Source organism: Streptomyces sp. NPDC059788, assembly GCF_042732265.1.
In the GTDB taxonomy this organism is placed as follows: Bacteria; Actinomycetota; Actinomycetes; order Streptomycetales; family Streptomycetaceae; genus Streptomyces.
Window position 1 is genome coordinate 41,507 of record NZ_JBHWHY010000038.1, and the last position, 26,923, is coordinate 68,429.

Genomic DNA, 26,923 nt, shown 5'->3' on the forward strand with positions numbered 1-26,923 from the left:
GTCAGGGTCGGGTTACGGACGAGATCGGCATCATGCCGACGGGGTCGGAACGCACCCGCGCGCCCGGGTACGGCGCGTGGACCACCTGTCCGTTGCCCACATACATGCCGACATGGCTGGCGTCGTCCCGGTAGATGACGAGGTCGCCGGGCCTGGCCTGACTGACCTGAACCTGCCGCCCCGCGCCGCGCTGGGCTTGCGAGGTGCGCGGGATGGAGACTCCGGCCCGCCCGTAGGCCCACTGCATCAGTCCGGAGCAGTCGAAGGAGGCGGGTCCCGACTGCCCCCAGGAGTACGGGGAACCGATCGCCGCGCGCACCGCCTGGACGGCGGCCCCGGCGCGGCCCGAGGCGGGCGACACCCCGGACAGGTCGGGCAGCGACCGTCCGACGCCGCGGTTCGCCCGGTCGTAGGCCTCCCGGTCGGCGCCGGTCAGCGAGTTCAGCAGGCGCCGCGCCGCGGCCAGTTTGTGTTCGATGTCCTTCTTGTGGCGCGCGACTTCCTGCCGGCTCGCCTCCAGGTCCGCGAGCTTGCCCGTGGCCTCCCGGCGCTCCTGTTCCAGGCCGCGCTGGGCGCCCTGGAGTTCGCGCAGTTCCCCGGCCTGGCTGCCGTTGACGCGGTCCAGGGCGGCGGCCTTGTCGAGGTAGTGCGCCGGGTCCTCGGACAGCAGCAGCTTCACGGCCGGGTCCAGGCCCCCGGAGCGGTACTGGGCGGAGGCGACGGCGCCGAGCCTGCCGCGCAGCCGGTTGACGTGCCCCTGGCCGCGGGCCACCCGGTCCTGGAGGGCGGCCACCTCGGTACGCAGCCTGCGCGCCCGCTCGTTCGCCCCGTTGAACTCCTCGGTGACCTTCTCGGCCTGCTCGTACAGCGCGTCGACGCGCGCGGTGACCTCGGCGGGCGCCGGGCCAGGGGCGGCCTGCGCCCCTCCGGCGGTCAGCGCCGCGGCGGCGGTGACCGCGGCGGCGGACAGGACGGTGGCCCTGGTCGCGCCGGCCAGGGCGGACTGTGAGACACGGCGGTGGGACACCACTGAGGCCGCACTCCCTTCCGTGCAGCCCCTGCCGCCCGGGGCGGGCGGTCGGTGTCCGGCGGCTGCGAGGGCAGACAGTAACGGCGCCGGTGGCCCCCGGCCAAAGACCCGCAACACCCCCTGCCGGTACGCAAAAAGCCGCCCCGCCGGTGACTGCGCAGGTCACCGGCGGGGCGGGAAGTCAGCGTCGGCCATCGCAATTCGCCCGTTCGGGCGGCATGGCGCGGCCGGTTCCCCGAGGGGCGGGAACCGGCCGGGGGACGTCAGACGCGGACGCCGTACTGGAAGGGCATGTTGTTGATCGACTCGTAGCGCACGGACGCGCCCGGCTTCGGCGCGTGCAGCACCTGGCCGTTGCCCGCGTACAGGCCGATGTGGTGCAGGTCGCCGTAGAAGAGCACCAGGTCGCCCGGCTTGAGCGCGCTCTGCGAGCCGATCCGGGTACCGGCGCCGGCCTGCGCCTGCGAGGTGCGCGGCAGCGACTGGCCGGCCTGCTGGTACGCCCAGGAGGTCAGGCCCGAGCAGTCGAAGGAGGACGGGCCGGTGGCGCCCCACACGTACGGGGAGCCGATCTTGGAGGCGGCGGCGGCCAGGGCGGCGGCGCCGCGCTGCGAGGCCGGTACGTCGTTGCCGAGGTTGGGCCGCTCGCTGCTGCTGCCGCGGTTGGCGCGGCTGCTCTCCTCCTTCTGGAGCGCCTCCTTCTCCTTGGCGGTCAGCGTGTTGAGCAGCTCCTGCGCCTTGGCGAGCTTGCCCTTGATCTCGTCCTTCTTGTCACCCAGCGCCTTGCGGGTGTCCGAGAGGTCCTTGATCTTGGCCGCGGCCTCCGCGCGCTCCTGGGCGAGCTGGCGCTGCTTGTCCGCGATGGTCTTCAGCTGCTCGGCCTGCTTGCCGCTCAGCTGGTCGAGCGTGGCGGCCTTGTCCAGGTAGGTGTCCGGGTCGCCGGAGAGGAACAGCTGCACGGACGGGTCGATGCTGCCGCTGCGGTACTGGCCGGAGGCGACCGCGCCGAGGCCCTTGCGGAGCTGGTTCAGCTCGCCCTGGCCGCGGGCGACCTTGTCCTGGAGGCCGTCGACCTCCTTCTGGAGCTTCTCCTGGTCCTCCTTGGCCCCGTTGTACTTCTCGGTGGCCTGCTCCGCCTGCTCGTAGAGCTTGTCGACCTCGGACTTGACGTCTTCCTTCTTCGGCTTCGGGTCGGCGTGCGCGGCCTGGGACGAAAGGGCGACAGCCGCCGCCGCGGTCGCGGTGAGAACGGTCACGCGCGTACGGCTCGGCTGCTTGGGTCGACGGTGGGACGCCACGGAGGCGAGCTCCTTCTTCCTTCAGCCGCCTACCGGGAATGGGGGGTACTGGACCCCGGCTCCGCGTGAACGCCGCGGACTCGGCGGTTCCTTCACTGTTCATCCCGGGTGGATGATCAACTGCATGAAGGGTTGAGGCCTGACCTTAGTAACCGAGTTGTGATCGCTTCAAATCCTCACCGGAAAAAACTGCTGGATGCTCCTCATCCTTTACCAACATCACACAGGCAGTAATGGCCACTTGACACTCAGACACGAACGGCGGGCATATCCCGCCTCGTTGATGGGTACACCTTTACCTCCGTCCCGCGCGCCGCACCGGCCGCGAACTCCCCCGCGACATGACGAGCAGGACATGCCCCGCAGAACGCGCCGGGACGCACCTTCCGGACAAGTCATACGGACGGAACGTACGACTCAAGTACGGGCAAGTCGCTTGAGCAGCAGGGCGGATGCGACCGGCCGCGCCCCCGCCTTGGCGACCCCGTCGGCCACCTCCCGGTCCGTGGAGACCACCACCACCGGACGGCCGGGCGGCTCGGCCCGTACGAGCTGGCGGATCAGCTCGTCGGCCGTCACGCCCGGTTTGCTGAACAGCACCCGCACCCCGCGCGGCGGCGCGAGCAGCACCGGCGCGGCCAGTTCGGCGCCGTCGAAGACACAGGTCATCTCCGCGCCGGTCTGGGCGGCCAGCACCGCGAGGCCGCCCAGCAGCCGCAGCCGCTGCTTGTCCAACGGCATCGTGGGATAGCCGGTCTTGGTGACGTTGTAGCCGTCCACCACCAGGTGGGCCTGCGGCAGCGCCAGCAGCTGGTCCAGCAGGGCGGGGTCGGTCTCCGACAGCGCGCGCGTGGCGATGTCACGCGGCGTCATCTTGCCGGGGGTCACCGCGTCGACGGTGTCCGCCGGGTGTGTGTCGGCGGGCGGCAGCGCCAGTTCCCGGCGCAGCCCCTGCGCCGCGTCCAGGACGGTGTCCAGCAGCAGCCGCAGCCGCATGTCCTCGACGCTGCGTCCCTCGCGCGTGGCGCGGCGGCTGGCCTCCAGCGACGCCTCGGCCTCCGCGATACGGGCCTTGAGGCGGCGCGCCTCGCTGTCGGCCGCGGCCTTCTCCTGCGCGGCGGCGGTCCGTACGGACTCCACCTCGGCCGCGGCCTTGCGCGCCGCCGCCTCACCCCGTTTGACGTCGCTGAGCGCGCTGCGCAGCTTGCGCTGCAACGACTCGTTCTCCCTGCGCAGCCCTTCCAGGTCACCGCGGGTGCGGTCGGCCTCGGCGCGGGCCTGCGCGCGCGCCTGCGCCAGTTCCTCGCGCAGCGCGGCCAGCTCGCGTTCGGCCTCTTCGCCGGCCCGCTCGGCGCGAGCTCGCTGCGCCTCCTCGCCGGCCGCGGCGACCAGCTTGACCCAGCCCTCCGGGCGCAGCACATAGGCCGCCGCCGCCACATCGAGCGGGTCGGCGGCGGCGGGCGGGGTGCCGCTGTCCAGCGCCTCGGCCAGTTCCGGCTGGGCCTCGCGGAGCCGGCCCGCGATCCGCTGCCGGAAGACCGCGTCGTTCTCCAGCGCCGCGGCCATCGCGTTGCCCGCGAACTTGGCCCGGCGGCTGGGGGTGAACCGGGCGTACTGCCGCAGCGGCGGCGGAAGTTCGGCGACCGTCAGGCCGCCGAAGGACTCCGCCGTGAGCGCCACGACGCGGCGCCGCACGCCCTCGGGCAACGGACGGTCGAGCACCTCGTCCGCCTCGGCCGCACCGGCCTCGGCATCGTGCTCCGCCCCCGCAGGCCCTTCTGGACGCTCCACCACTGCTGCATCGCTCCGATCTCAGGCGCTCGACTCAGGCGCTCGCGCCCGGCCGGTCGACCAGCTCGATCTGGTCGACCGCGTTGCACCAGCGGCAGCGCACGGACTCGATGCTCTCACTGAGCACCTCGCGTTCCTCCACCTTCGGCTCCCCGGCGAGGTCGAGGTGCAGGTACTCCACGACCTCGGAGCGGCGGGTCACGTCGAAGCGCGTCAGATTGCCGCACAGCGTGCAGCGCCACCGGGTCCCGTCCGTCGGCATCGGAACAGCCATGGTGTGGTCCTCTTTCGTCGCTCGGGCGAGCGGGGCTCGTGCTGTCGTTCGGGGACTTCCCGCGGTGCGCCGTCGGACTGCGGAAGTACGCGGGGTACTGCCCGTTACCCTACGGCCTGACGCCCGTACGGCGTGGGCCCCGCCCGGGAGGCGGGACGCGGCGAGGCGCTCTGTCCCGATTGCCCCCATTGAGCCATGATCACTTCATGACGGCCCCGCCCCTGAAGCCCCGGACGCCCCGCGCCCGCCCGGCGCTGACCGTGTTCTCCCACATGACGAACGTCCTGATCGCCCTGTGCTGCGTGGTCTTCGTCATCGGACCGGCCTCGGGGCTGAACGGCATATACGGCACCGGCGACGCCGTCGTCCAGGCACAGACCGCCCACTTCGAACGCTGGGGCGTCATCCCGCGCGACCTGTGGAGCGGCTCCCCGCGCGCGCTGCTCACCCCGCTGACCGCCCTGTTCGTGCACGGCAGCTGGCTGCACCTGCTGGGCAACGTCCTGTTCCTGTACGTCTTCGGAGGCATGGCCGAGGCCCGCATGGGGCGCCTGCCGTTCACCCTCTTCTACCTCGTGACCGGCTACCTGGCGCTGCTGGGCTACGCGGCCGCGCACGCCTCGTCCGGCCAGACCCTGGTCGGCGCCTCCGGGGCGATCTCCGGCGTGCTGGGGGCGTTCCTGTTCCTCTTCCCCAAGGCCCGGGTCACCAGCATCTTCCCGTTCCTCTTCTTCCTGCCGCTGCGCTTCCCGGCGTGGATCGTGCTGCTGTTCTGGTTCGTCCTCCAGTGGATCGCCGCACAGCGCGACCCCGCCACCCCGGGCGTGGCCTACCTCGCCCACGTCGTCGGCTTCGCCACCGGCTTCCTGTACGCCTGGGTGCGGTACCGGCCGAGCCCCTGTCCGCCCGGGGCGAGCGGCGCGCCCCCCGGTAGTGTGGGGTGCGCCGGAACGGCGAAGCAGCAGGCGGCCGAGGGAGAGAGCCAACCGTGATCACTTCGATCGTGCTCATCAAGACCAGCGTGGACCAGATCCCGGAGATCGCGGAGAAGATCGCCGCGCTGGAGGGCGTCAGCGAGGTCTACTCGGTCACCGGTGCGCACGACCTGATCGCGATGGTGCGGGTGGCCGAGCACGACGACCTGGCGGACGTCATCCCCGGCCGGATCAGCAAGGTGCCGGGCGTGGCCTCCACCGAGACGCACATCGCGTTCCGTACGTACTCCCAGCACGACCTGGAAGCGGCCTTCGCGATCGGCCTGGACGCCTGACCCCGGCCACCCTCGCGTACGGCACCCGCGCCGCGGCGCCCGGACAGCGGAGCGCCGCGGCGGGGCGGACCAGTGGGACTACGCCGCGGTGTCCGGCACGCAGCGTCCGTCCTCGGTGCGGTAGCTCCACCGCGCACCGTCGGTGACCAGCTCCTTGACGGCCCGTACGAAGCGGTCCACGTGCTCGTCGGGGGTGCCGGCCCCGAAACTCACCCGGATGGCGTTCAGCGACTTCTCCCCCGGCGCCCCCTCGGGCGCGCCGCACGCGCCGGGGTCCTGCGACTCGGCGCCGAGCAGGGTCCGTACGAGCGGGTGCGCGCAGAACAGCCCGTCGCGCACGCCGATCCCGTACTCCGCCGAGAGCGCCGCCGCGAAGTGCGAGCTGTTCCAGCCCTCGACGACGAAGGACAGCACGCCCACCCGCGGCGCGTCGTCCCCGAACAGCGACAGCACGGTGACCTCGGGCACCTCGGCGAGGCCCGCCCGTACCCGCTCGACCAGCCGCTGCTCGCGGGCGACCAGGCTCTCGAAGCCCGCCTCGGTGAGCGCCTTGCAGGCCGCGGCGATGGCGTAGACGCCGATGACGTTGGGTGAGCCGGCCTCGTGGCGGGCCGCGGTGGTGTGCCACTCGACGTCCACCCCGCCGTCGGCGCGGCGCGCGACCGTACGGCTGGCGCCGCCGCCCGCGAGGTACGGCTCCGCGCCCTGGAGCCAGTCCGCGCGCCCGGCGAGCACGCCCGCCCCGAAGGGCGCGTACAGCTTGTGCCCGGAGAAGGCCACCCAGTCGACGTCCAGCTCCGCGATGTCGACCGGGTGGTGCGGGGCGAGCTGGGCGGCGTCCAGCACGATCCGCGCGCCGTGCGCGTGCGCCGCGGCGGCCAGTTCCCGTACGGGCCACAGCTCACCGGTCACGTTGGAAGCGCCCGTCACACAGACCAGAGCGTTGCTGTACGGCTCGCGCTCCGCGAGCGCCCGCTCCAGCGTGTCCACCGCCTGCCCCGGCGTGCGCGGCGCGTCGAGGTACGTCACCTCGACGTCCGCGCGCTGCTCCCAGGGCAGCAGCGACGCGTGGTGCTCGGTCTCGAACACGAAGACCCGGGTGTCCGCGGGCAGGACCGCGGCCAGCAGGTTGAGCGAATCGGTCGTCGAGCGGGTGAAGACCACCTGGTCTTCCTCCCGGCAGCCGAGGAAACCGGCGACCGACGCGCGGCTGTTCTCGAACAGGTCGGTGGACAGCTGCGAGAGGTAGCCCGCCCCGCGGTGCACGCTGCCGTAGTACGGGGCGTACGCGGCCACGTCGTCCCAGACGCGCTGGAGCGCCGGGGCGCTGGCGGCGATGTCCAGCGCCGCGTACTCGACCTCGCCGCCGGTGACGAGCGGGACCAGGACGTCCCGGCCGAGCACGGGCAGCGGGGCCGAGACGGCGGCATCGGTGGCGACAGCGGAAACAGGCATGGCGAACTCCCATGAGGGCAGGGCGAATTCGCTGCGGGGCGCGCACGCCGAAGCGGGGCCGGCCGACAGCGGTGAAAGGAAAAAGGGGGTGCGGAAAAGGGGCCCGTACGGCCCTAACGCATTCGCTGCATCATGAGAGATCTCCCTCAAGGACCAGGATCCCTGGCACGAGGGATCCGCGCTTGCCGCAGACCTCGCTGCCTGCGGCCTGGTCATCACCCGGGGCACCCCGCCACGGACGGAGGGTTGCCGGACAGCGGGCCGGGGCCGTAGTCGCTGTCACTCGTGACCTGGGCAGAATCATGCCACACGATCGAAGACGCGCAAGGCCCGGTCCGTATCCCGGACCGAGCCCTGCGTCACACCACCGCCGCTCTCAGGCGTTGCTGGCCGCCACCCACCGCTCCAGCGCCCGGCGGGCCGCGCCCGAGTCGATCGCCTCGGCGGCCTTGGCGATGCCCGCCGCGATCTGCTCGGTCAGCGGCGCCGCGGTCGGCTCCAGGGCCACCAGGGCCGCCGCCGAGTTGAGCAGCACCGCGTCGCGCACCGGCCCGGTCTCGCCGCCCAGCAGACGGCGGGCCACGTCCGCGTTGTACGAGGCGTCGGCGCCGCGCAGTGCCTCCACGGGCACCAGGCCGATGCCCACGTCCCGCGGGTCGAAGGTCTCCTCGCGTACGCCGCCGTCCCGGACGACCCAGACCTTCGACGTGGCCGTGGTCGTCAGCTCGTCCAGTCCGTCGTCGCCGCGGAAGACCAGCGCGCTGGAGCCGCGTTCGGCCAGCACGCCGGCCAGGATCGGCGCCATCCGCGCGTCGGCGACGCCGGTGGCCTGGGCGCGTACCTTCGCCGGGTTGGTCAGCGGGCCCAGCACGTTGAAGGTCGTACGGATGCCCAGCTCGCGCCGCGCGGGCGCCACGTGCCGCAGCGACGGGTGGAACTTGACCGCGAAGCAGAAGGTGATCCCGGCCTCCTCGGCGACCTCGACGACCCGGCGCGGGGTCAGGTCCAGGTTCACGCCCAGCTTCTCCAGCACGTCGGACGCGCCGCTGGCCGACGAGGCGGCGCGGTTGCCGTGCTTGACGACCTTCGCGCCGGTGCCGGCCACCACGATCGAGGACATCGTGGAGATGTTGACGGTCTTGGCGCCGTCGCCGCCGGTGCCCACGATGTCCACGCTCGGGCCCGGCACCTCGATGAGGTTGGCGTGCGCGTACATGGCCCGTACGAGACCGGAGATCTCCGCGACGGTCTCGCCCTTGGCCCGCAGCGCCACCGCGAACCCGGCGATCTGCGCGTCGCTGGCCTGGCCGCGCATGATCCGGTCCATCGCCCACGCGGTGTCGTCGGCGCCCAGGTCACGGCCCTGGAGGAGGGCGTCCAGCACACCCGGCCAGGTCTGGGCCGCCACGCTGTCGCCGCCATTCGGGGTCGCAACGTTCATGGTCCACACTCCTGGATTCGTGTCCTGCTGGTGCCGAAACCCTATCCGGCGCCGTGCCATGCCGAAGGGCCCCGTCCGATGTACGGAGGGGGCCCTCTGGGTGGCGTACTTACGCGGTGGTGCAGCCGTGCTTCACACGGCGGGGATCAGTGGTGGCCGTGGCCGCTGGTGATCTCCTTGTACTCCTCCGGGGTCGGCTTCGGGATGACGTTGTCCTCGCCGTAGTAGCCCTTGGAGAGCTTGGCGCGGAGCTTGGTCGTCCGCTTGACCTTCCGCTCGACACCGTTCTCGTCGACCTCCGGGCCGATCTCGAACACCTTGGGCTGCTCGTGCTGGGTGAGCGTGTGCAGCTGCTCCTGGTTGAGCGGCTCGTGCACCTCGATGAACTCACCGTGCGGCAGCCGCTTGATGATGCCGGACTCGCGTCCGTGCAGCACCTTGTCGCGGTCCCGGCGCTGGAGGCCCAGGCAGATCCGCTTGGTGACGATGAAGGCCACCACCGGCCCGACGAAGAAGCCGATCCGGACGAACCAGGTCAGCGAGTTCAGCGACAGGTGGAAGTGGGTGGCCCACAGGTCGTTGCCGCCGCCGATCAGCATGATGAGGTAGGCGGTCAGCCAGGCCACACCGAAGCCGGTACGGGTCGGGGCGTTGCGCGGGCGGTCCAGGATGTGGTGCTCGCGCTTGTCGCCGGTGACCCAGGACTCGACGAACGGGTAGACCGCGATCGCCACCAGCACCAGCGGGAAGATCAGGATCGGGATCAGCACACCGAAGTTGATGGTGTGGCCCCAGATGTCCCACTCCCAGCCGGGCATCACTCGGACCAGACCCTCGGCGAAGCCCATGTACCAGTCGGGCTGGGCGCCGGTGGACACCTGGTCGGGCCGGTACGGGCCGATGGCCCACACCGGGTTGATGCTGGCGACCGCCGCGATCACCGAGATCACGCCGAAGACCAGGAAGAAGAAGCCTCCGGCCTTGGCCATGTAGACCGGCAGCAGCGGCATGCCGACGACGTTCTTGTTGGTCTTGCCGGCACCCGGGAACTGCGTGTGCTTGTGGTAGAAGACCAGGATCAGGTGCGCCACCAGCAGACCCAGCATGATGCCGGGCAGCAGCAGGACGTGCACCGTGAAGAACCTCGGGATGATGTCGTGCCCCGGGAACTCCCCGCCGAAGATGAACATCTGCAGGTACGAGCCGACCAGCGGCATCGCCAGGATGACGCCCTCGATGAAGCGGACGCCGGTGCCCGAGAGCAGGTCGTCCGGCAGCGAGTAGCCGGTGAAGCCGGTGAACATGCCCAGCACCAGCAGCAGGAAGCCGAACAGCCAGTTGACCTCGCGCGGCTTGCGGAAGGCGCCGGTGAAGAACACCCGCATCATGTGCACCATCATGCCGCCCAGGAAGACCAGGGCCGCCCAGTGGTGGATCTGCCGGATGAGCAGACCGCCGCGCACGTCGAAGCTGATGTCCAGCGTCGATTCGAACGCCTGCGTCATCCGGATGCCGTGCATGGGCACGTACGAGCCGTGGTAGGTCACCTCGGCCATGCTCGGGTGGAAGAACAGCGTCAGGTAGACGCCGGTCAGGATGATGATGATGAAGCTGTAGAGGCAGATCTCGCCCAGCATGAAGGACCAGTGGTCCGGGAAGATCTTGCGCATGTTGGACTTGGCGAGGCTGTAGATGCCCAGCCTGCCGTCCGCCCAGTCGGCGATCCGCTCGCCCCGCGGCGCCTGGCCGCGGCGCGTGGTGGTCGCGCTCGTCTCGTTACTCATCCGCGCTCCCAGAAGCTCGGGCCGACGGGCTCCGCGAAGTCGCTTACGGCTTCGAGGAAGCCGTCCTTCACCGTGATGTGCAGCTGCGGCAGGGCATGTCCGGCGGGGCCGAAGATGACGCGTCCGCCGTCGGACAGGTCGAAGGTCGACTGGTGGCAGGGACACAGCACGTGGTGCGTCTGCTGCTCGTACAGGCTGATCGGGCAACCCACGTGGGTGCAGATCTTCGAGTAGGCGACGATGCCCTCGTGCGACCAGTCCAGTTCCTGCTTGTCCTTGATGTTCTGCGGCTGGATCCGCACGATCATCAGGGCGTCCTTGGCGATCTTCTGGTTGAACTCGTGATCGTCCTCCTCCAGGCCCTCGGGCTTGGCGAAGGTCAGCGAGCCGACCGCGATGTCCTCGGGACGCAGCGGGAGGTTGGTCGACTGGTTGACCAGGCGGATGCCCTTCTTCCAGCCGGTCGAGCGGAGCTTCTTCTCCGGCAGCGGACCGAGGTCGCGCAGCAGCACCACACCGGAGAGCGGCACCAGGGCCAGCGCGCCGAACATGGTGTTGCGGACCAGCTTGCGGCGGCCGATCGCGGATTCCTTCGCGCCCTGGCGGAAGTCCTCCATGACCTTGGCCTTGACCTCGGGGGCCGCCTCGATCGGGTGCCGGTCGTCGGCGACCTCCTCGTCGGACATCAGCGTGCGGGCCCAGTGGACCGCGCCGGCGCCGATGCAGAAGAGCGCCACGCCGAGCGTCAGGCCGAGCCAGAAGTTCAGCGTGCTGACGTGGCCGAACGGCCAGATGTAGGTGATCTGGTCGACCGGGAAGATCACGTACGAGGCGATGAAGCCGACCGTCGCGAGCATCGACAGGGTGAACAGGAAGGCGACCGTACGCTCGGAGCGCTTGGCGGCCTGCTCGTCGATGTCCTGGATGCGGTGCTCGTGGGGCGGCAGACCGGGGTCGGCGAAGGGGTTGTCCGCCGTCTCCACCGCGCCGTGAGCCGTGTCCCGCTCACTGGGGAGGTTCTTTTCTGGCACGTCTTCGTGTCGTCCAGTCTCACTCATGACTTCTTGGCCTTCGTAGTCCGGGCTGCGACCCAGATGGCGACCGCGATCAGCGCGCCCAGGCCGGCGATCCAACCGAAGAGGCCCTCGCTGACAGGTCCGAGACCGCCCAGGCCCAGGCCACCGGGGCTGGGGGTGTCGTCGCTGTTGACGGCGCCGAGGTAGGACACGATGTCCTTCTTGTTCTGCGGCGACAGCGAGCCGTCACCGAACGAAGGCATGTTCTGCGGGCCGGTCTCCATGGCCTCGTAGATGTGCTTCGGGTCCACGCCTTCGAGCGTCGGTGCGAACTTGCCGTTGGTCAGGGCGCCGCCCTTACCGGTGAAGTTGTGGCACTGCGCGCAGTTCGTACGGAACAGCTCACCGCCCTTGGCGATGTCCGCGCCGTCCTTGCTGTACTGCTCCTTGCCCGGCACGTTGGGACCGGCGCCGAGCGACGCGACGTACGCCGCGAGCTGGTCGATCTCGGCCTGGCTGTAGATGTTCTTCTTCCGCGGCACCTGGGCGCCGGGCTGCTGCGCCGGCATCCGGCCGGTGCCGACCTGGAAGTCGACGGCGGCGGCGCCCACGCCGACCAGGCTCGGGCCGTCGGAGGTGCCCTGACCGCCGGTGCCGTGGCAGCTGGCGCAGCCGACGGCGAAGAGCTTCTTGCCCTCCTTGATGGCAAGAGACTGGGCGGTGTCATCGGCCTGAGCCTTGTCCGCAGGCGCGAACGCGGCGTACAGCCCCCCAGTGACCGCCAGCGCGAAGAGTAGGACGACGAGCGCCGCCAGCGGATGGCGCCGTCGTGCGGAGAGCTTTTTCACGGATTACCCCGGTGTCAGGATCTTCTGCGTCGATGCTTTGGCTATGTCTGTCTGAAATGCGGTTCCGGTGCGGGACCGGTCACCGGATCAGGTAGATCGTGGCGAAGAGGCCGATCCAGACGACATCGACGAAGTGCCAGTAGTAGGACACGACGATGGCCGCGGTGGCCTGTTCGTGGGTGAACCTCTTGGCCGCGTACGTCCTGCCCAGGACCAGCAGGAAGGCGATCAGGCCGCCTGTCACGTGCAGTCCGTGGAAGCCGGTGGTCAGGTAGAACACCGAGCCGTACGGGCCGGACGAGAGCGAGAGGCCCTCCTCCTTGACCAGATCGGTGTACTCGAAGACCTGACCGCCGATGAAGATCGCACCCATGATGAAGGTGACCACGAACCAGGTCCGGAGCTTCTTGACATCGCCGCGCTCGGCTGCGAACACACCGAGCTGGCAGGTCAGGGAGCTGAGCACCAGGATCGTCGTGTTCGTCGCGGAGAACGGAAGATTCAGCGCATCGGCGGATTCCTTCCAATACTCGGCCCCGGTCACCGATCGGAGGGTGAAGTACATCGCGAAGAGGGCCGCGAAGAACATCAGCTCGGAACTCAGCCAGATGATGGTTCCGACGCTGGTGAGGTTCGGCCGATTGACCGACGGGTGCGCGTGCCCGGTTTCTACTGTCGTTGCTGTCGCCACGACCGACATTATGTCGGTCGCTTATCCCGCCCTCACTCCGGGGGGTGCCGTTCGGTGTGTCAAGGGCGTATGCCCTGCTCGTACGGCTCAGTCCGGCAGTCGCCCGAAGGGAGGACCCCGGACCCGCCACCCGGCCCGGCGCCCCCGCCCTGACCAGTCCTGACGGGCCGTCGGCCAGATCTTGGATCGTGCCGAACCCTCCTGCACGCGGCCGTACGAGCAGTAGCATCCGCGCTGGAGGCACCTCCCGGCGGCGGCCGGGCGAGCCCCCGCCCGAAGCCGTACCGCCGAGATGTGTGGAGGAACGATGCAGGCGACTGCCACGGTGCTGGTCTACAGCGACAACGCCGACACCCGCGAGCAGGTACGGCTCGCGACGGGCCGCCGGCCTGCCGCCGACGTGCCGCCGGTGGAGATCCTGGAGTGCGCGACCCTCCCCGCCGTCCTGGAGGCCCTGGAGCAGGGCGGGATCGACGTGTGCGTCCTGGACGGCGAGACGGCGCCCGCGGGCGGCATGGGCGTGTGCCGGCAGATCAAGGACGAGATCTTCCACTGCCCGCCGGTGCTGCTGCTCATCGGCCGCCCGCAGGACGCCTGGCTGGCGACCTGGAGCCGCGCGGACGCCGCTGTGACGCACCCTGTGGACCCGGTGGCCTTCACCGACGCCCTGGCCGGGCTGCTGCGCCGCAGGCTCCTCACGGGGGCCTGAGCGGCCTCCTGACGGCTCTTCTGAGAGCCCCTCAGACCTGCGGGCGCAGCCGGGCGGCATTCTCGGGTCCCGGCCGCTGGTCCTGCTCGCCTGTGGTGCTGGGCTTGTTCTTGTCCAGCGCGCTGCCCTCGCGCCACTGCTTCCACGGCATGTTCCAGTCGCCGAAGCCGTTGTCGAAGGGCGTCATGGTCTCGCCGCCGCTGTTGACGACCTTGACGATGTCGCCGACCCGCACGGTGTCGAAGAACCATTTGGCGTTGCCGGTGGACATGCCGGTGCAGCCGTGGCTGACGTTGTCGGCGCCCTGCGATCCCACGGACCAGGGCGCCGCGTGCACGTACTCGCCGCTCCAGGTCACCCGGGTGGCCCAGTAGACCGGCAGGTCGTAGGAGTCCGAGCTGCCCGAGGGGATGCCGATGCTCTCCCCGCGCATCCGGACGAAGCCCTCCTTGCCCAGGACGACCTTGGTGCCGTTGCGGGTGGAGTAGCCGGGCTTGCCGGTGGTGACGGGGATGGTGTTGATCTCCTCACCGTTGCGGGTGACGGTCATGGTGTGCGCCGCGGCGTCCGTGACCGCCTCCACCCGGTCCCCCGTGCGCAGCGTGACCGGCTTGGCGGCGCCCCCGTACAGCCCGCCGGTGATCTTCAGGCCCTCCAGGTTGCTGCGCACCTCGATCTCGGCGTGCGTGGGCCAGTACTCGCGCGGGCGGAAGTGCAGCGACTTGCTGTCGACCCAGTGCCAGGCGCCCTCGACGCGCGGGCTGGAGCGGACCTTGAGGGCGCCCTCCACGATCGCGCGGGCCTTGGGGTCCTTGACGGGCTTGCTCAGCGCCGCCGTCACGGGCTGCCCCACCCCGTATGTGCCGTTCTCGGGCCCGAGCTTGACGTTCAGCCGGTCGCCGGTGTCCTTGGTGTCGATCTGGAGGATCTTGCGGCCGGGCGCGCCGTCCTCGTCCTCGGTGCTCACCCGCACGGTGTAGCGGGTGCCGGCGGCCAGCGGCACGGTGGTGTGCCACCGTCTGCCGTCGGCGGCCAGTTCGCCCCTGATGTAACGGCCGGAGGCGTCGGTGGCGGTCACGTCCGTGATCCGGGCCTCGTCACCGGTGGTGGTGACCTCCAGCGGCTTGTCCGGGTCCGCCTTCCGGTTGCCGTCCGGCGCGTTGGCAAAGATCTGTCCGGCCGCGTCGTACGGCGCTGCCGAGAGCGGGTCCGACGACGAACCGCCGCAGGCGGTGGCGCCTGCTGCCAGGGGCGCCAGCAGGAGGGCGCAGCCGAACGCCGTCCGGTGTCGTGGTCTGTGGCTCATGACCCCAAAGTAGGAAGATTCACCGGTCACGGCGCGCTGGAGGACTGCAAACGGGCGGGCCCGGACACCTGGGGAGGTGTCCGGGCCCGCCCGGTCGTACGGGGCCGCGTTACTGCGTGCGGTTCTCGCCGCGGTAGTACTCGAAGACCCAGCCGAACAGACCGATCAGGATGACCGGGGCCGAGAAGTAGAGCAGCCACCAGCCGAAGACGACGCCCAGGAAGGCGAGCGCGCCACCGACGCCCAGGGAGAGCGGCTGCCAGCTGTGCGGGCTGAAGAAGCCCAGCTCACCGGCGTCGTCGGAGACCTCGGCCTCGTCGTTGTCCTGCGCTCCGGCGTCCACCCGGCGAGCCGTGAAGGCCAGGTAGTAGCCGATCATGATGCACAGGCCGAAGGCCAGGAACAGCGCGGTGGTGCCCGCCGGCTCCTTCGACCAGACGCCATAGACGATCGCCATGGCGAGGACGAAGACGGAGAGCCAGATGAACATCTTGCCCTGGATCTTCACTTGCCGACCTCCTTGCCACCGGCCAGCGCGGTGTCCTTGTGGCCCTCGTTCTCCAGGGCCTCCAGCGCCGCGATCTCCGGGTGGTGCAGATCGAACGCCGGGGATTCGCTGCGGATGCGCGGCAGCGTGAGGAAGTTGTGCCGCGGCGGCGGGCAGGAGGTCGCCCACTCCAGCGAGCGGCCGTAACCCCACGGGTCGTCGACCTCGACCTTCTTGCCGTACTTGGCCGTCTTCCAGACGTTGTACATGAACGGCAGCATCGACAGGCCGAGCAGGAACGAGGCGATCGTCGAGATCGTGTTCAGCGTCGTGAAGCCGTCGGCGGCCAGGTAGTCGGCGTAGCGCCGCGGCATGCCCTCGGCGCCCAGCCAGTGCTGGACGAGGAAGGTGCCGTGGAAGCCGACGAACAGCGTCCAGAACGTGATCTTGCCGAGCCGCTCGTCCAGCATCTTGCCGGTGAACTTGGGCCACCAGAAGTGGAAGCCCGCGAACATCGCGAAGACGACCGTGCCGAAGATGACGTAGTGGAAGTGCGCCACGACGAAGTACGAGTCCGAGACGTGGAAGTCCATCGGCGGGGACGCCAGGATGACGCCGGTCAGACCACCGAAGGTGAAGGTGATCAGGAAGCCGACCGCCCACAGCATCGGCGTCTCGAAGGACAGACTGCCCTTCCACATCGTGCCGATCCAGTTGAAGAACTTCACACCGGTCGGTACCGCGATCAGGAACGTCATGAACGAGAAGAACGGTAGGAGTACCCCGCCCGTCACGTACATGTGGTGCGCCCAGACCGTGACCGAAAGGCCCGCGATCGAAATCGTCGCCGCGATCAGACCGATGTAACCGAACATCGGCTTCCGGGAGAAGACCGGAATGACCTCGGAAATGATGCCGAAGAACGGCAGCGCGATGATGTACACCTCGGGGTGGCCGAAGAACCAGAAGAGGTGCTGCCACAGCAATGCGCCGCCATTGGCCGCATCGAATACATGTGCCCCGAATTTACGGTCCGCCTCCAGGGCGAACAGCGCGGCGGCCAGGACCGGGAAGGCCAGCAGGACCAGCACACCGGTCAGCAGGACGTTCCAGGTGAAGATCGGCATCCGGAACATCGTCATGCCGGGGGCACGCATGCAGATGATCGTGGTGATGAAGTTGACCGAGCCGAGGATCGTACCGAAGCCGGAGAAGGCCAGGCCCATGATCCACATGTCGGCGCCGACGCCCGGCGAGCGGACCGCGTCCGACAGCGGCGAGTAGGCGAACCAGCCGAAGTCGGCCGCGCCCTGCGGGGTCAGGAAGCCGGCCACCGCGATCAGCGAGCCGAAGAGGTACAGCCAGTACGCGAACATGTTCAGCCGCGGGAACGCCACGTCGGGCGCGCCGATCTGCAGCGGCATGATCCAGTTCGCGAAACCGGAGAACAGCGGCGTCGCGAACATCAGCAGCATGATCGTGCCGTGCATCGTGAACGCCTGGTTGAACTGCTCGTTCGACATGATCTGCGTGCCGGGGCGAGCGAGCTCGGCGCGCATCAGCAGCGCCATCAGGCCGCCGATGCAGAAGAACGCGAACGAGGTGACCAGGTACAGCGTGCCGATGGTCTTGTGGTCAGTGGTCGTCAGCCAGCTCACCACGACGGAGCCGGGAGACTTCTTGCGTGCGGGCGGTGCTGCCGGAGCCGTTGCGGCGGCGGCACCCTGAGGTTCGTTGAGGATGCTCACTTGTTGTTGGTCTCCGCGTTCCTGGCGTGATCCGTCTGCTTGATGCCCGACGGCAGGTAACCGGTCTGGCCCTTCTTCGCCAGGTCCTTCAGGTGCTCCCGGTACTTCTCGGGGGAGACGACCTTGACGTTGAAGAGCATCCGGGAGTGGTCGACGCCGCAGAGCTCGGCGCACTTGCCCATGAAGGTGCCCTCCTTGTTGGGGGTCACCTCGAAGACGTTGGTGTGGCCGGGGATCACGTCCTGCTTCATCAGGAACGGCACCACCCAGAACGAGTGGATGACATCACGCGACGTCAGGACGAACTGAACCGTCTCGCCCTTGGGCAGCCACAGGGTCGGACCCGGGTTGCCGGTCTGCGGGTTCCGCGTGCCCGGAATGCCCTCGTCGTACACGCCGTCGGCGCCGGCGGGGACGTTCTTCTTCCACTTGTCCGGGATCGCGTCGAGTTCCTTGGAGTCGATGTTCGTGGTGTCGGCCTTGCCGTCCACGTTCTCCAGGTAGTTGAACGCCCAGCTCCACTGGTAGCCCACCACGTTGATGACGTGGTCGGGCTTCTTGGAAGTCTTCAGGAGTTCACTCTCATCGCGCGCGGTGAAGTAGAAGAGCACCGCGATGATGATGAACGGAACAATGGTGTACAACGCCTCGATGGGCATGTTGTACCGCGTCTGTGCGGGGACCTCCACCTTGGTCCGGCTGCGGCGGTGGAAGATCCAGCTCCAGATGATCAGGCCCCACACCAGCACGCCCACTGCGAGGGCGGCGGCCCAGGAGCCCTGCCAAAGGGAGAGGATCCGCGGCGCCTCTTCAGTAGCCGGATTGGGCATTCCGAGGTTGGGAAAGTCCTTGTATGTGCAACCGGTCGAGGTTGCCAGGACCAGTCCCGCAGCCAGCACCTGCGGCAGCTTCCGCCGCATCGGGCGCCGCGACGAGCGGTCGGAGCCGTTGGGACTCACGTAGCGCCTTCCCGAGAGTCTCGCCCGCGAGACCGGCTGCGGCCGTCTCGCTGGTCGGTCGCCGGCCCTGGCACGGGCAGGGGTTTGGATGTTTATGCGGACCAAACCCTACTGGACGCTATTTGGGGTCGCGCGGGGAGGGTGCCCAACGCGCCGCACCGCTCCCCGAAGGGGTGGCTGCGGCATCCGGAGGACGGCCCCCGAGCCCCGGAATGCCGGGCTCCGCCGGTCATCTGACGCCGCGCCCGGCGGCGGGACGCGACACGCTAGCGTCGGGGGCGTGTCCTACTTCGACGCCGCCTCGGCCGTACCCCTGCACCCGGTCGCCCGGGAGGCCCTGCTCGCCTCGCTCGACGAGGGCTGGGCCGACCCGGCCCGCCCCTACCGGGAGGGCCGCCGCGCCCGGCTGCTGCTGGACGCGGCCCGGGAGGCCGCGGCGGAGGCCGTCGGCTGTCGACCCGACGAGCTCGTTTTCACTCCATCGGGGACGCAGGCGGTGCATTCGGCCATGTCCGGCACGCTCGCCGCGCGTCGGCGTGTCGGCCGCCATCTGGTCCATTCCGCGGTGGAGCACTCCTGCGTACTGCACGCCGCCGCGGCCCACGAGGCGGCCGGCGGCTCGGTGTCCGAGGTCGGCGTGGACCGTACGGGCCGGGTCGCCGCCGGGGATCTGGCCGCCGCGCTGCGCCCGGACACCGCGCTGGCCGCCCTGCAGTCCGCCAACCACGAGGTGGGCACCGAGCAGCCCGTGGCGGAGGCCGCCGCGGCCTGCCGGGAGGCGGAGGTGCCGCTGCTGGTGGACGCCGCCCAGTCGCTCCCCTGGGGGCCGGTCGGCGGCGCCTGGTCGCTGCTGACGGGCAGCGCGCACAAATGGGGCGGCCCGCCGGGTGTGGGGCTGCTGGTGGTCCGCAAGGGCACCCGGTTCGCGCCGCAGGGTCCGCAGGACGAGCGCGAGTCGGGCCGGGTGCCGGGCTTCGGGAACCTGCCCGCCGTGGTCGCGGCGGCGGCGTCGCTGCGCGCCGTGCAGGCGGAGGCGGCGGCCGAGGCGGCCCGGCTGCGGGAGCTGGTGGACCGCGTCCGGGCGCGGGTGGCCGCGTCGGTGCCCGACACCGAGGTGGTCGGCGATCCCGTACGGCGGCTCCCCCACCTGGTCACCTTCTCGTGTCTCTATGTCGACGGGGAGGCCCTGCTGCACGCGCTGGACCGGGCCGGCTTCGCCGTCTCCTCCGGGTCGTCGTGCACCTCCGGCACCCTGACCCCGAGCCATGTGCTGCGGGCGATGGGCGTGCTCTCCGAGGGCAACGTCCGGGTGTCGCTGCCGGCGGGCACCGCCGAGGCGGACGTCGAACGCTTCCTGGACGTCCTGCCGGACGCGGTCCGCTCCGTACGGGAAGCGCTGGGCGCCCCGGCCGCCGCCACCCCGGAAGCCGTCCCCTCCCCCGCCGCGGAACGCGTCGTGGACGCGCTGGGCAAGCGGTGCCCGGTGCCGGTCATCGAGCTGGCGAAGGTGATCGGCGACGTGCCGGTGGGCGCCACCCTGACCGTCCTGGCGGACGACGAGGCGGCGCGGCTGGACATTCCCGCGTGGTGCGGGATGCGGGGCCAGGAGTACGTGGGCGAGCGGGCGGCGGAGCGGGGCGCCGCGTACGTGGTGCGGCGCCTCGTGTGACCGTACGGCTCCCGGGTGCGGCGCCCCTCGGCGGACCGCCGCACCCGAAGGGGCCGGATCAGGCCAGATGGGCCCGGATGTCGGCGGCGGCTTCGTGGCCGTACGCCTTGGTGAAGCGGTCCATGAAGTGGCTGCGGTGCAGCTCGTACTCCTGGGTGCCGACGGTCTCGATGACCAGGGTCGCCAGCATGCAGCCGATCTGCGCGGCGCGCTCCAGGCCGACGCCCCAGGCCAGGCCGGACAGGAAGCCGGCGCGGAAGGCGTCGCCGACGCCGGTCGGGTCGGCCTTGGCCTTCTCCTCGGCGGTGCCGACGACGATGTCCGGCTCGCCGGCCCGCTCGATCCGGACGCCGTCGGCGCCCAGCGTCGTGACCCGCGTGCCGACCTTGGCGAGGATCTCCTCGGAGGTCCAGCCGGTCTTGGACTCGATGAGGCCCTTCTCGTACTCGTTGCTGAACAGGTAGGCGGCGCCGTCCATCAGCGTGCGGATCGCCTCGCCGTCCATCCGGGCGATCTGCTGGGAGAAGTCGGCCGCGAAGGGGATGTTGCGGCTGCGGCACTCCTCGGTGTGGCGGACCATCGCCTCCGGGTCGTCCGCGCCGATCAGCACGAGGTCCAGGCCGCCGACGCGCTCGGCGACGGTGTGCAGCTCGATCAGCCGCGCCTCGCTCATCGCGCCGGTGTAGAAGGAGCCGATCTGGTTGTGGTCGGCGTCGGTGGTGCACACGAAGCGGGCGGTGTGCTTGACCTCGGAGATGCGGACCGAGCGGGTGTCCACACCGTGCCGGTCGAGCCAGGCGCGGTACTCCTCGAAGTCGTTTCCGGCGGCGCCGACGAGGATCGGCGCGGTGCCGAGCTGGCCCATGCCGAAGCAGATGTTGGCGCCCACGCCTCCGCGCCGGACGTCGAGTTCGTCGACCAGGAAGGAGAGGGAGACCGTGTGCAGCTGGTCGGCGACCAGCTGGTCGGCGAAGCGGCCGGGGAAGGTCATCAGGTGGTCGGTGGCGATGGAGCCGGTGACTGCGATACGCACGACGGGTCTGCTCCTGCGGGAGGCGGAAGGACGGGACGGACGTTGGTCAACGGTACCGGGTGTCCTGATCCCCTCCCACCAGCAGAAACTACCCGATAGTAGGGCTTTCTCCGCGAGGCGCGAGATGCGTACGGTGCCCGTATGACCAAGCATGTGAAGGGCGTCACACCCCGTTCGGCTGCCGTTCGTGCCGCCGCCCCCTGCCGCGCCCCCGGTTCCGTGGCCGAGCCGGAGTCCATGGCCCAGCTGCTGGGGGACTGCGCGCGGATGGCGCCGCACTGGCGCAGCGGCCCCCAGGCACCCCCGCCACCCGCCCGCGAGCTGCACGGGATCAGCGTCCCCGCCTCGTCCGCCGCGCTGGTCAGCGGGATGTCCGAGTACGGCGACTGAGGCCGCGGGGAACCGCGGACGCACCGGCTCCGTCCAACCGGCGTCCTCCCCACGGAGGAGGACATGTCAGTTGTTCAGCGGAGCCGAAGGAGCGAAGCGGTGAGCACCGAGGACACTCCCCCCGCGTCCGGCGGAGGCAATTCCAGCGACGACACCCAGGAGACCACCGCACGGCGCCGGCGCAGTCCGCTGATCGCGGCCTCGGTGGCCGCGGCCGTCCTGCTGGCCGGCGGCGGCGCGGCGTACTGGGCCTCGACCGCCTCCGGCGGCGGGAACAGTGACGCCGGCGCCCGCCCGGAAGGCGGCCCGCCGCCGCTGGCCCTGGACGGGTACGGACAGAACGCGGGCTCGCGCAGCGGCATCGCGCCCGGCGAGCCCAACCCGCAGGGCTCGGGCTACCGGGCGACGGGCAAGCTGCCCGAAGGCCCCGCCTCGGCGCCCGTCTACCAGCCGCGCGGCGAGGTCGGCCAGGAGGCGGTGGCCCGGTTGGCGAAGGCTTTGGGCCTGCCCGGCAAGGTCCGTTCGGACGGCAACTCCTGGAAGGTGGGCGGCCTGACGCGGGACGCGCGCAGCCCCGTCCTCCAGGTGGCCAAGGGCGGCTCCGGCTCGTGGACGTACTCAGAGTACGGCACGCCCGGCGGCACCGGCTGCGCGGAGCCCGCGCCGAAGGGCGGCGGCAGCGGTTCGCAGGCGAGCGGGCCCGGCTGTCCGTCGTACCGGGGCGGCGACGCCTCCACCCAGGACGACGGCAGCGGCAAGGACGCCGTCTCGCAGGAGAAGGCGAAGCAGGCGGCGCAGCCGGTGCTGGAGGCGCTCGGCCAGAAGGGCGCCAAGGTGGACGCGAGCGGCCTGTCCGGCGCGGTCCGGATCGTCAGCGCCAACCCGGTGGTGGGCGGCCTGCCCACATACGGCTGGCAGAGCGACATCCAGATCGGCTCGGACGGCCAGGTCGTCGGCGGCAGCGGCCAGTTGGCCCCGCCCGTCAAGGGCGACACGTATCCGGTGCAGAGCGCCGAGAAGACGCTGGAGCGCCTCAACGCCGCGCACAGCGGCGCCAACTCCGGCACCGGCGGCTGTGCGACGGCCGAGCCGCAGCAGAAGCAGGGCGCGGGCCGGGGCGTCGAGCCCTGCGCGGGGAACGCCGCCGCGCACAAGCCCGCCGACGTGACCGGCGCGGTCTTCGGCCTCTCGGTCCAGTACGTCAACGGCCGCCAGGCGCTCGTGCCCTCGTGGCTCTACAAGGTGCAGCAGACGGGCGCCGGTACGGTCACCCACCCCGCCGTGGACCCGAAGTACGTCAAGGGCGGCGACGGCTCCTCGGCCGGTCCCGCGCAGCCGCCCAACAGCGGCAGCCCGTCGGGCAAGGCCGGGGCGATGGGCCTGGAGTCGTACGAGGTCAGCGCGGACGGCAAGGCCCTGAAGCTGCACTTCTGGGGCGGCGTGTGCAGCACGTATTCGGCCACCGCCGAGCAGACCGGCAAGAGCGTGAAGGCCGAGGTCATCGGCAAGGAGAAGAAGCCGAACCAGATCTGCGTGAAGATGGCGAAGCAGTTCACGCAGACGGTGCCGCTGGACAAGCCGCTGGCCGGGCGGGATGTCGTGGACGCTTCGACGGGCAAGGAGGTGCCGGCGAAGTAGCGTCCGCCGAAGGCGGCGAATGACGTGATCCGGCCGCCCGGCGGCCGGCCACGGACACGACAACGGCGGCGCTCCCCGCGAAGGGGGGCGCCGCCGTCGTACGTCCCGCTGTCCTCGGCCGGCTCCGTCGATGCGGCGGACGGACCGGCCGGACGGATCAGCTGAAGGAGTCGCCGCAGGCGCAGGAGCCCGTGGCGTTCGGGTTGTCGATCGTGAAGCCCTGCTTCTCGATGGTGTCGACGAAGTCGATGGAGGCGCCGCCCAGGTACGGGGCGCTCATCCGGTCGGTGACGACCTTGACACCGTCGAAGTCCTTGACCACATCGCCGTCGAGCGACCGCTCGTCGAAGAAGAGCTGGTAGCGCAGTCCGGAGCAGCCGCCGGGCTGGACGGCGACCCGCAGCGCGAGGTCGTCGCGGCCTTCCTGCTCCAGCAGGGCCTTCACCTTCGACGCGGCCGCGTCGGACAGGATGATGCCGTCGCCGACGGTGGTCTCGTCCTGAACGCTCATCTAGATCTCTCCCGGGTTGTACGGACCGCTTGCCCTCGGCTGCAACCGACGGGGCCCGGAATTCATTCCGGCTGGGCGCGACGTTCTCGTTCTTTCGTCTTTCATGCTCGCACACCACGGGCGGAGCGCGGGCGGCCCGGGCACGGGGATGCGTCACATCGACGCGATGCCCATCGTCAAAGTGACGTGAAGCGGCTATGATAGATAGCGTCAAATCGACGAAAAGGGTCCCGGTGCCAGCGCCGGCCCCCCGGGTGCGGATCCGCCGCGCTCAAGACGACAAGAGAGGGTGCGTGCCGTGACCACCGCCCAGCCCCTGGACGTCCAGCCGACCCCGCTCGCGCTGCTGCTGCTCGGCCGCGAGGCCGACCCCAAGAGCGAGCGCGGCGTGGACTGCCCCGGCGACCTGCCGGCCCCGTCCGACCCCGGTCTCGTCGAGCGTGCCCGCGCCGCCAAGGCGAAGCTCGGCGACAAGGTCTTCGTCCTCGGGCACCACTACCAGCGCGACGAGGTCATCGAGTTCGCGGACGTGACCGGCGACTCCTTCAAGCTGGCGCGCGACGCCGCGGCCCGCCCGGACGCCGAGTACATCGTCTTCTGCGGCGTCCACTTCATGGCCGAGTCCGCCGACATCCTCACCTCCGACGATCAGCGGGTCGTCCTGCCCGACCTGGCCGCCGGCTGCTCCATGGCCGACATGGCGACGGCGGAGCAGGTCGCGGAGTGCTGGGACGTGCTCACCGAGGCCGGCGTGGCCGAGCAGGTCGTCCCGGTCTCGTACATGAACTCCTCCGCCGACATCAAAGCCTTCACCGGCAAGCACGGCGGCACGATCTGCACCTCCTCCAACGCCAAGCGGGCGCTGGACTGGGCCTTCGAGCAGGGCGAGAAGGTGCTGTTCCTGCCCGACCAGCACCTGGGCCGCAACACCGCCGTACGCGACATGGGCATGTCCCTGGACGACTGCGTCGTCTACAACCCCCACAAGCCGAACGGCGGTCTGACCGCCGAGCAGCTGCGCGCGGCGAAGATGATCCTGTGGCGGGGCCACTGCTCCGTGCACGGCCGGTTCTCGCTCGAATCCGTCGAGGACGTACGGGCCCGGATACCCGGCGTGAACGTCCTGGTCCACCCCGAGTGCAAGCACGAGGTCGTCGCCGCCGCCGACTACGTGGGCTCCACCGAATACATCATCAAGGCCCTGGAGGCCGCCCCGCCCGGCTCCAAGTGGGCCATCGGCACCGAACTGAACCTCGTCCGCCGCCTGGCCAACCGCTTCGCCGCGGAGGACAAGGAGATCGTCTTCCTCGACAAGACGGTCTGCTTCTGCTCCACCATGAACCGCATCGACCTCCCGCACCTGGTCTGGACCCTGGAATCCCTCGCCGAGGGCAAACTCGTCAACCGCATCCAGGTGGACCGCGAAACGGAGAGCTTCGCGAAGCTGGCGCTGGAGCGGATGCTGGCGTTGCCGTAGGCGGAGCGCCTTGGGCGCGCAGCGCCGCGGCCCGTGGGGCCGTGCCGGACGACAGGTCCGGCACGGCCCCACAGTCGTCTCGTCCCCTTGTTGCGAGGCACTCGATGGGGTAACCCTCGCCAGAAAGCGACCTACCGAAGGAGCGTGAAGTGTACAGTTCTGCACATGAGTGACACTCTGCCGATCACCGAAGCGCGCGCACGGTTCGGGTCACTGGTGCGCCGCACCTCCCACGCCCGTGAGCGGATCACGATCACTGATCACGGCCAGCCGGCGGCCGTGCTGATAAACCCCCGAGAGCTCGCCGATCTGGAGGACGCCCTGGCGCTGGCGCGCTACCGCGCGCGGCAGGCATCCGGCGAGCCCGCAGGCGTTCCGCACGACGAGGTACGCGCGCGGCTCGGACTGGAGCGCGGTTGACGTACGAGATCATCTGGGACCCGGCTGCCATCGATGCGGCGGCCCGGTTTCTCAAGGACGACGCCGACGGACTGCGCCTGCTGCTGGACGCCGTCGACCTGCTCAGCACCCAGCCACGCCCGACGGGCAGCGCCGAGTACGGCTCTCCTGACCTGCGACGGATGCACGTCGGTCGCTACCGGGTGCTGTACGAGGTCACCGAGGCCACTGTCACGATCGTGGTCATCCACATCGGCCGGCTCGGGTGACGCAGAGGACCGGACATGCGCCGGCCCGCCCCGGAGACTTCCCGGGACGGGCCGGACCGGACCGGGCGCGGCGGAAGTCGGACGCCCGCGGCCCGAGGCGGGCTCCGTTGCCGCTCCGGACCCGCTCACAGGTAGATCTGCCGCCGACAGCCGCAGCAGAACGTCTTGCCGCCGAACCGCTCGGTCGCCCCGTGTTCGCAGGGCCGCTCCCCCTCCCGCGCCAGGCGGGCACCCCGGCTGACGGCGACACGCAGTACGTCGCGCAGCGCACGGCGCAACTCCGGTAGCCCGGCGGCGTCAGCCGTCACCAGCTCCTCCGCCGCCTGCACCAGCCCTTCCTCCATCTCATCGGCGAGCAAGGACAGAAGGCTCTCCGCGTCATCCGTATTGAGGTAGCACGCTTTGCCTTCGGGCGTGGTCCACGGCAGCAGCCGTAGCGGCCCGCCCTGCCCCTCGACGCATTGGCACATTGCACATCTCACCTTCTCCAGCACACCCAGGCACCCGGTGACTACCGTGTGCAGCACCATCGTCACGGTGCGACGTGGATCTCAACAGGAGCGGCACTTCCCACTGTTGAGAATGGGACGGCAGAGAGGCGCACCCCCATGAAGTTCACCGCCCGGGCCCTGACCCCGTACGTGTCCGCCCGCCACTACTTCGGCTCCGAACAACGCCGCCATCGCGAGGTTGCGAGGCTGTCGCTGGTGCAGTTGGCGAGCGTGGTCAACTCCAGCAAGAGCACGTTGGCGCGAATCGAAACGGCGGAGCTACTGCCACCACCGGACCTGCCATCCAGGTTGGACGCAGCGTTCGGCACAGCCGAGCACTTCCACGGGCTCTACCAACTCGCGAAACGGGAAGCGCATCCGGATCAGTACCGGCGGTTCATGGATCTGGAGGCACAGGCCGAGACAATCGAGAACTATGAGCCGCAGGTCGTGCCCGGAGCGTTGCAGACCGAGGCGTACGCCCGGGTGCTGTTCGGCCGCCTGGACCACCTGACCGACGAGCAGGTCGAGGAACAAGTGGCGATCAGGATGTCCAGGCAGGCGGGGCGGCGCTCGGGCCCGGAGCCCTACCGGTGGTCGATCATCGACGAATCCGTGATTCGACGGCAGGCCGGCGACAAAGAATGCATGTACGAACAACTGGCCTCGCTACTGGAGCACGTGGATACTCCTAGCAGCAAGGTGCAGGTGATGCCGTTCAGCGCAGGGCTGCACACGCTCATGAGCGGCGCGCTGACCCTGCTGACGCTCTCCGGAGGCTCCTCGGTGGCCTATGAAGAAGGCATCGACACCGGTCATCTCTATGAGGTGGCGGACACGGTGAAGCTGTGGCGGCGACGGTACGAGGTACTGCGCGCCGACGCCCTCCCACTGGCGGAGTCGGCCGTCCTGATCCGAAAGGCGATGGAGGATTACTAG

The 26,923-nt window shown here is 70.2% G+C and carries 27 protein-coding genes and 1 riboswitch; of the genes, 10 read left to right on the forward strand and 17 right to left on the reverse strand.

The features are described from left to right. Nucleotide 1 precedes the first annotated feature (1 nt). From ACFV57_RS29530 to ACFV57_RS29545, 4 genes are all read right to left on the reverse strand, one after another. On the reverse strand, nucleotides 2-1,030 hold the full coding sequence (locus ACFV57_RS29530; protein ID WP_385238446.1) for an NlpC/P60 family protein: 1,029 nt from the start codon (nucleotides 1,028-1,030) through the stop codon (nucleotides 2-4). 263 nt (nucleotides 1,031-1,293) lie between these two features. Continuing rightward, nucleotides 1,294-2,328: an NlpC/P60 family protein gene (locus tag ACFV57_RS29535; RefSeq protein WP_385238448.1), complete on the reverse strand. Its 1,035-nt coding sequence runs from the start codon at nucleotides 2,326-2,328 to the stop codon at nucleotides 1,294-1,296. 417 nt (nucleotides 2,329-2,745) lie between these two features. Continuing rightward, the gene (locus ACFV57_RS29540) at nucleotides 2,746-4,122 is read right to left on the reverse strand and encodes an NYN domain-containing protein (protein WP_385238450.1); all 1,377 of its coding nucleotides are present in this window, start codon (nucleotides 4,120-4,122) and stop codon (nucleotides 2,746-2,748) included. Nucleotides 4,123-4,153: 31 nt separating this feature from the next. Beyond that, nucleotides 4,154-4,393, reverse strand: a complete 240-nt coding sequence (locus ACFV57_RS29545; protein WP_385238452.1) for a hypothetical protein — start codon at nucleotides 4,391-4,393, stop codon at nucleotides 4,154-4,156. Between the two features lie 272 nt (nucleotides 4,394-4,665). Between ACFV57_RS29545 and ACFV57_RS29550 the strand changes: the two genes are divergently transcribed. Together ACFV57_RS29550 and ACFV57_RS29555 are read left to right on the forward strand one after the other, a co-directional pair. Continuing rightward, entirely contained in the window at nucleotides 4,666-5,385 is a 720-nt protein-coding gene (locus ACFV57_RS29550) for a rhomboid family intramembrane serine protease (protein ID WP_385238552.1), read from the forward strand. Continuing rightward, complete coding sequence (locus tag ACFV57_RS29555) at nucleotides 5,382-5,663, forward strand: Lrp/AsnC ligand binding domain-containing protein (RefSeq protein WP_365847114.1); 282 nt, start codon at nucleotides 5,382-5,384, stop codon at nucleotides 5,661-5,663. The genes ACFV57_RS29550 and ACFV57_RS29555 overlap by 4 nt, the downstream gene beginning before the upstream one ends. Before the next feature lie 78 nt (nucleotides 5,664-5,741). Here ACFV57_RS29555 and ACFV57_RS29560 read toward each other — a convergent pair whose 3' ends face one another. From ACFV57_RS29560 to ACFV57_RS29585, 6 genes are all read right to left on the reverse strand, one after another. After that, entirely contained in the window at nucleotides 5,742-7,118 is a 1,377-nt protein-coding gene (locus ACFV57_RS29560; RefSeq protein ID WP_385238454.1) for an aminotransferase class V-fold PLP-dependent enzyme, read from the reverse strand. Between the two features lie 173 nt (nucleotides 7,119-7,291). Continuing rightward, nucleotides 7,292-7,409: riboswitch (SAM riboswitch) on the reverse strand. An 85-nt stretch (nucleotides 7,410-7,494) separates the two neighbouring features. Then, nucleotides 7,495-8,559 (reverse strand): anthranilate phosphoribosyltransferase, encoded by a 1,065-nt coding sequence (gene trpD, locus ACFV57_RS29565; protein ID WP_385238456.1) that lies wholly within the window; start codon nucleotides 8,557-8,559, stop codon nucleotides 7,495-7,497. A gap of 146 nt (nucleotides 8,560-8,705) precedes the next feature. Next, nucleotides 8,706-10,343, reverse strand: coding sequence for a cytochrome bc complex cytochrome b subunit (locus ACFV57_RS29570; protein WP_385238458.1), 1,638 nt, complete (start codon nucleotides 10,341-10,343; stop codon nucleotides 8,706-8,708). After that, the gene (locus tag ACFV57_RS29575) at nucleotides 10,340-11,401 is read right to left on the reverse strand and encodes a Rieske 2Fe-2S domain-containing protein (protein WP_385238460.1); all 1,062 of its coding nucleotides are present in this window, start codon (nucleotides 11,399-11,401) and stop codon (nucleotides 10,340-10,342) included. The genes ACFV57_RS29570 and ACFV57_RS29575 overlap by 4 nt, the downstream gene beginning before the upstream one ends. Then, nucleotides 11,398-12,207, reverse strand: coding sequence for a c-type cytochrome (locus ACFV57_RS29580; protein ID WP_385238462.1), 810 nt, complete (start codon nucleotides 12,205-12,207; stop codon nucleotides 11,398-11,400). The genes ACFV57_RS29575 and ACFV57_RS29580 overlap by 4 nt, the downstream gene beginning before the upstream one ends. A gap of 79 nt (nucleotides 12,208-12,286) precedes the next feature. Beyond that, a complete protein-coding gene (locus tag ACFV57_RS29585; protein WP_385238464.1) occupies nucleotides 12,287-12,907 on the reverse strand; it encodes a heme-copper oxidase subunit III in 621 nt (206 codons plus the stop codon). 298 nt (nucleotides 12,908-13,205) lie between these two features. On the opposite strand from ACFV57_RS29585, the gene ACFV57_RS29590 reads away from it, so the two are divergent. After that, entirely contained in the window at nucleotides 13,206-13,607 is a 402-nt protein-coding gene (locus ACFV57_RS29590) for a hypothetical protein (protein WP_385238465.1), read from the forward strand. A gap of 31 nt (nucleotides 13,608-13,638) precedes the next feature. On the opposite strand, the gene ACFV57_RS29595 is transcribed toward ACFV57_RS29590, so the two are convergent. From ACFV57_RS29595 to coxB, 4 genes are all read right to left on the reverse strand, one after another. Next, nucleotides 13,639-14,913 (reverse strand): Ig-like domain-containing protein, encoded by a 1,275-nt coding sequence (locus ACFV57_RS29595; RefSeq protein ID WP_385238467.1) that lies wholly within the window; start codon nucleotides 14,911-14,913, stop codon nucleotides 13,639-13,641. Between the two features lie 109 nt (nucleotides 14,914-15,022). Beyond that, nucleotides 15,023-15,421, reverse strand: a complete 399-nt coding sequence (locus tag ACFV57_RS29600) for a cytochrome c oxidase subunit 4 (protein ID WP_030593216.1) — start codon at nucleotides 15,419-15,421, stop codon at nucleotides 15,023-15,025. Then, nucleotides 15,418-17,148: a cytochrome c oxidase subunit I gene (gene ctaD, locus ACFV57_RS29605; protein ID WP_385238469.1), complete on the reverse strand. Its 1,731-nt coding sequence runs from the start codon at nucleotides 17,146-17,148 to the stop codon at nucleotides 15,418-15,420. The genes ACFV57_RS29600 and ctaD overlap by 4 nt, the downstream gene beginning before the upstream one ends. Beyond that, nucleotides 17,145-18,107, reverse strand: a complete 963-nt coding sequence (gene coxB, locus ACFV57_RS29610; protein WP_385238471.1) for a cytochrome c oxidase subunit II — start codon at nucleotides 18,105-18,107, stop codon at nucleotides 17,145-17,147. Before coxB ends, ctaD begins: the two co-directional genes overlap by 4 nt. Nucleotides 18,108-18,387: 280 nt before the next feature. On the opposite strand from coxB, the gene ACFV57_RS29615 reads away from it, so the two are divergent. Next, nucleotides 18,388-19,776, forward strand: coding sequence for a cysteine desulfurase/sulfurtransferase TusA family protein (locus ACFV57_RS29615; protein WP_385238473.1), 1,389 nt, complete (start codon nucleotides 18,388-18,390; stop codon nucleotides 19,774-19,776). A gap of 58 nt (nucleotides 19,777-19,834) precedes the next feature. Here ACFV57_RS29615 and ACFV57_RS29620 read toward each other — a convergent pair whose 3' ends face one another. Next, nucleotides 19,835-20,809, reverse strand: coding sequence for a carbohydrate kinase family protein (locus tag ACFV57_RS29620; RefSeq protein WP_385238475.1), 975 nt, complete (start codon nucleotides 20,807-20,809; stop codon nucleotides 19,835-19,837). A 141-nt stretch (nucleotides 20,810-20,950) separates the two neighbouring features. On the opposite strand from ACFV57_RS29620, the gene ACFV57_RS29625 reads away from it, so the two are divergent. Continuing rightward, nucleotides 20,951-21,199, forward strand: coding sequence for a hypothetical protein (locus ACFV57_RS29625; RefSeq protein WP_385238477.1), 249 nt, complete (start codon nucleotides 20,951-20,953; stop codon nucleotides 21,197-21,199). 99 nt (nucleotides 21,200-21,298) lie between these two features. Then, nucleotides 21,299-22,837 carry a hypothetical protein gene (locus ACFV57_RS29630; RefSeq protein WP_385238478.1) on the forward strand — a complete coding sequence of 513 codons (1,539 nt, stop codon included), beginning with the start codon at nucleotides 21,299-21,301 and terminating at the stop codon, nucleotides 22,835-22,837. A 157-nt stretch (nucleotides 22,838-22,994) separates the two neighbouring features. Here ACFV57_RS29630 and ACFV57_RS29635 read toward each other — a convergent pair whose 3' ends face one another. Next, nucleotides 22,995-23,348, reverse strand: a complete 354-nt coding sequence (locus tag ACFV57_RS29635; protein WP_385238480.1) for a HesB/IscA family protein — start codon at nucleotides 23,346-23,348, stop codon at nucleotides 22,995-22,997. A gap of 289 nt (nucleotides 23,349-23,637) precedes the next feature. On the opposite strand from ACFV57_RS29635, the gene nadA reads away from it, so the two are divergent. The 3 genes from nadA to ACFV57_RS29650 all read left to right on the forward strand — a co-directional run bounded on the left by nadA (nucleotide 23,638) and on the right by ACFV57_RS29650 (nucleotide 25,493). Then, nucleotides 23,638-24,825 (forward strand): quinolinate synthase NadA, encoded by a 1,188-nt coding sequence (gene nadA, locus ACFV57_RS29640; protein WP_385238482.1) that lies wholly within the window; start codon nucleotides 23,638-23,640, stop codon nucleotides 24,823-24,825. A 165-nt stretch (nucleotides 24,826-24,990) separates the two neighbouring features. Continuing rightward, nucleotides 24,991-25,245 (forward strand): type II toxin-antitoxin system Phd/YefM family antitoxin, encoded by a 255-nt coding sequence (locus ACFV57_RS29645; RefSeq protein WP_385238484.1) that lies wholly within the window; start codon nucleotides 24,991-24,993, stop codon nucleotides 25,243-25,245. Beyond that, nucleotides 25,242-25,493 carry a type II toxin-antitoxin system RelE/ParE family toxin gene (locus ACFV57_RS29650; protein WP_385238486.1) on the forward strand — a complete coding sequence of 84 codons (252 nt, stop codon included), beginning with the start codon at nucleotides 25,242-25,244 and terminating at the stop codon, nucleotides 25,491-25,493. The genes ACFV57_RS29645 and ACFV57_RS29650 overlap by 4 nt, the downstream gene beginning before the upstream one ends. A gap of 125 nt (nucleotides 25,494-25,618) precedes the next feature. Here ACFV57_RS29650 and ACFV57_RS29655 read toward each other — a convergent pair whose 3' ends face one another. Beyond that, complete coding sequence (locus tag ACFV57_RS29655; RefSeq protein ID WP_385238488.1) at nucleotides 25,619-26,029, reverse strand: hypothetical protein; 411 nt, start codon at nucleotides 26,027-26,029, stop codon at nucleotides 25,619-25,621. A 72-nt stretch (nucleotides 26,030-26,101) separates the two neighbouring features. Here ACFV57_RS29655 and ACFV57_RS29660 point away from each other — a divergent pair, with 72 nt between their 5' ends. Continuing rightward, entirely contained in the window at nucleotides 26,102-26,923 is an 822-nt protein-coding gene (locus ACFV57_RS29660; RefSeq protein ID WP_385238490.1) for a Scr1 family TA system antitoxin-like transcriptional regulator, read from the forward strand.

Excerpts from the sequence above, each read along its gene's own strand:
- ACFV57_RS29545 (WP_385238452.1), bottom strand. The coding sequence starts at position 4,393 with ATGGCTGTTCCGATGCCGACGGACGGGACCCGGTGGCGCTGCACGCTG.
- ACFV57_RS29550 (WP_385238552.1), top strand. The coding sequence starts at position 4,666 with ATGACGAACGTCCTGATCGCCCTGTGCTGCGTGGTCTTCGTCATCGGA.
- ACFV57_RS29560 (WP_385238454.1), bottom strand. The coding sequence starts at position 7,118 with ATGCCTGTTTCCGCTGTCGCCACCGATGCCGCCGTCTCGGCCCCGCTG.
- trpD (WP_385238456.1), bottom strand. The coding sequence starts at position 8,559 with ATGAACGTTGCGACCCCGAATGGCGGCGACAGCGTGGCGGCCCAGACC.
- ACFV57_RS29570 (WP_385238458.1), bottom strand. The coding sequence starts at position 10,343 with ATGAGTAACGAGACGAGCGCGACCACCACGCGCCGCGGCCAGGCGCCG.
- ACFV57_RS29575 (WP_385238460.1), bottom strand. The coding sequence starts at position 11,401 with ATGAGTGAGACTGGACGACACGAAGACGTGCCAGAAAAGAACCTCCCC.
- ACFV57_RS29585 (WP_385238464.1), bottom strand. The coding sequence starts at position 12,907 with ATGTCGGTCGTGGCGACAGCAACGACAGTAGAAACCGGGCACGCGCAC.
- ACFV57_RS29590 (WP_385238465.1), top strand. The coding sequence starts at position 13,206 with ATGCAGGCGACTGCCACGGTGCTGGTCTACAGCGACAACGCCGACACC.
- ACFV57_RS29595 (WP_385238467.1), bottom strand. The coding sequence starts at position 14,913 with ATGAGCCACAGACCACGACACCGGACGGCGTTCGGCTGCGCCCTCCTG.
- ACFV57_RS29625 (WP_385238477.1), top strand. The coding sequence starts at position 20,951 with ATGACCAAGCATGTGAAGGGCGTCACACCCCGTTCGGCTGCCGTTCGT.
- ACFV57_RS29635 (WP_385238480.1), bottom strand. The coding sequence starts at position 23,348 with ATGAGCGTTCAGGACGAGACCACCGTCGGCGACGGCATCATCCTGTCC.
- ACFV57_RS29645 (WP_385238484.1), top strand. The coding sequence starts at position 24,991 with ATGAGTGACACTCTGCCGATCACCGAAGCGCGCGCACGGTTCGGGTCA.
- ACFV57_RS29660 (WP_385238490.1), top strand. The coding sequence starts at position 26,102 with ATGAAGTTCACCGCCCGGGCCCTGACCCCGTACGTGTCCGCCCGCCAC.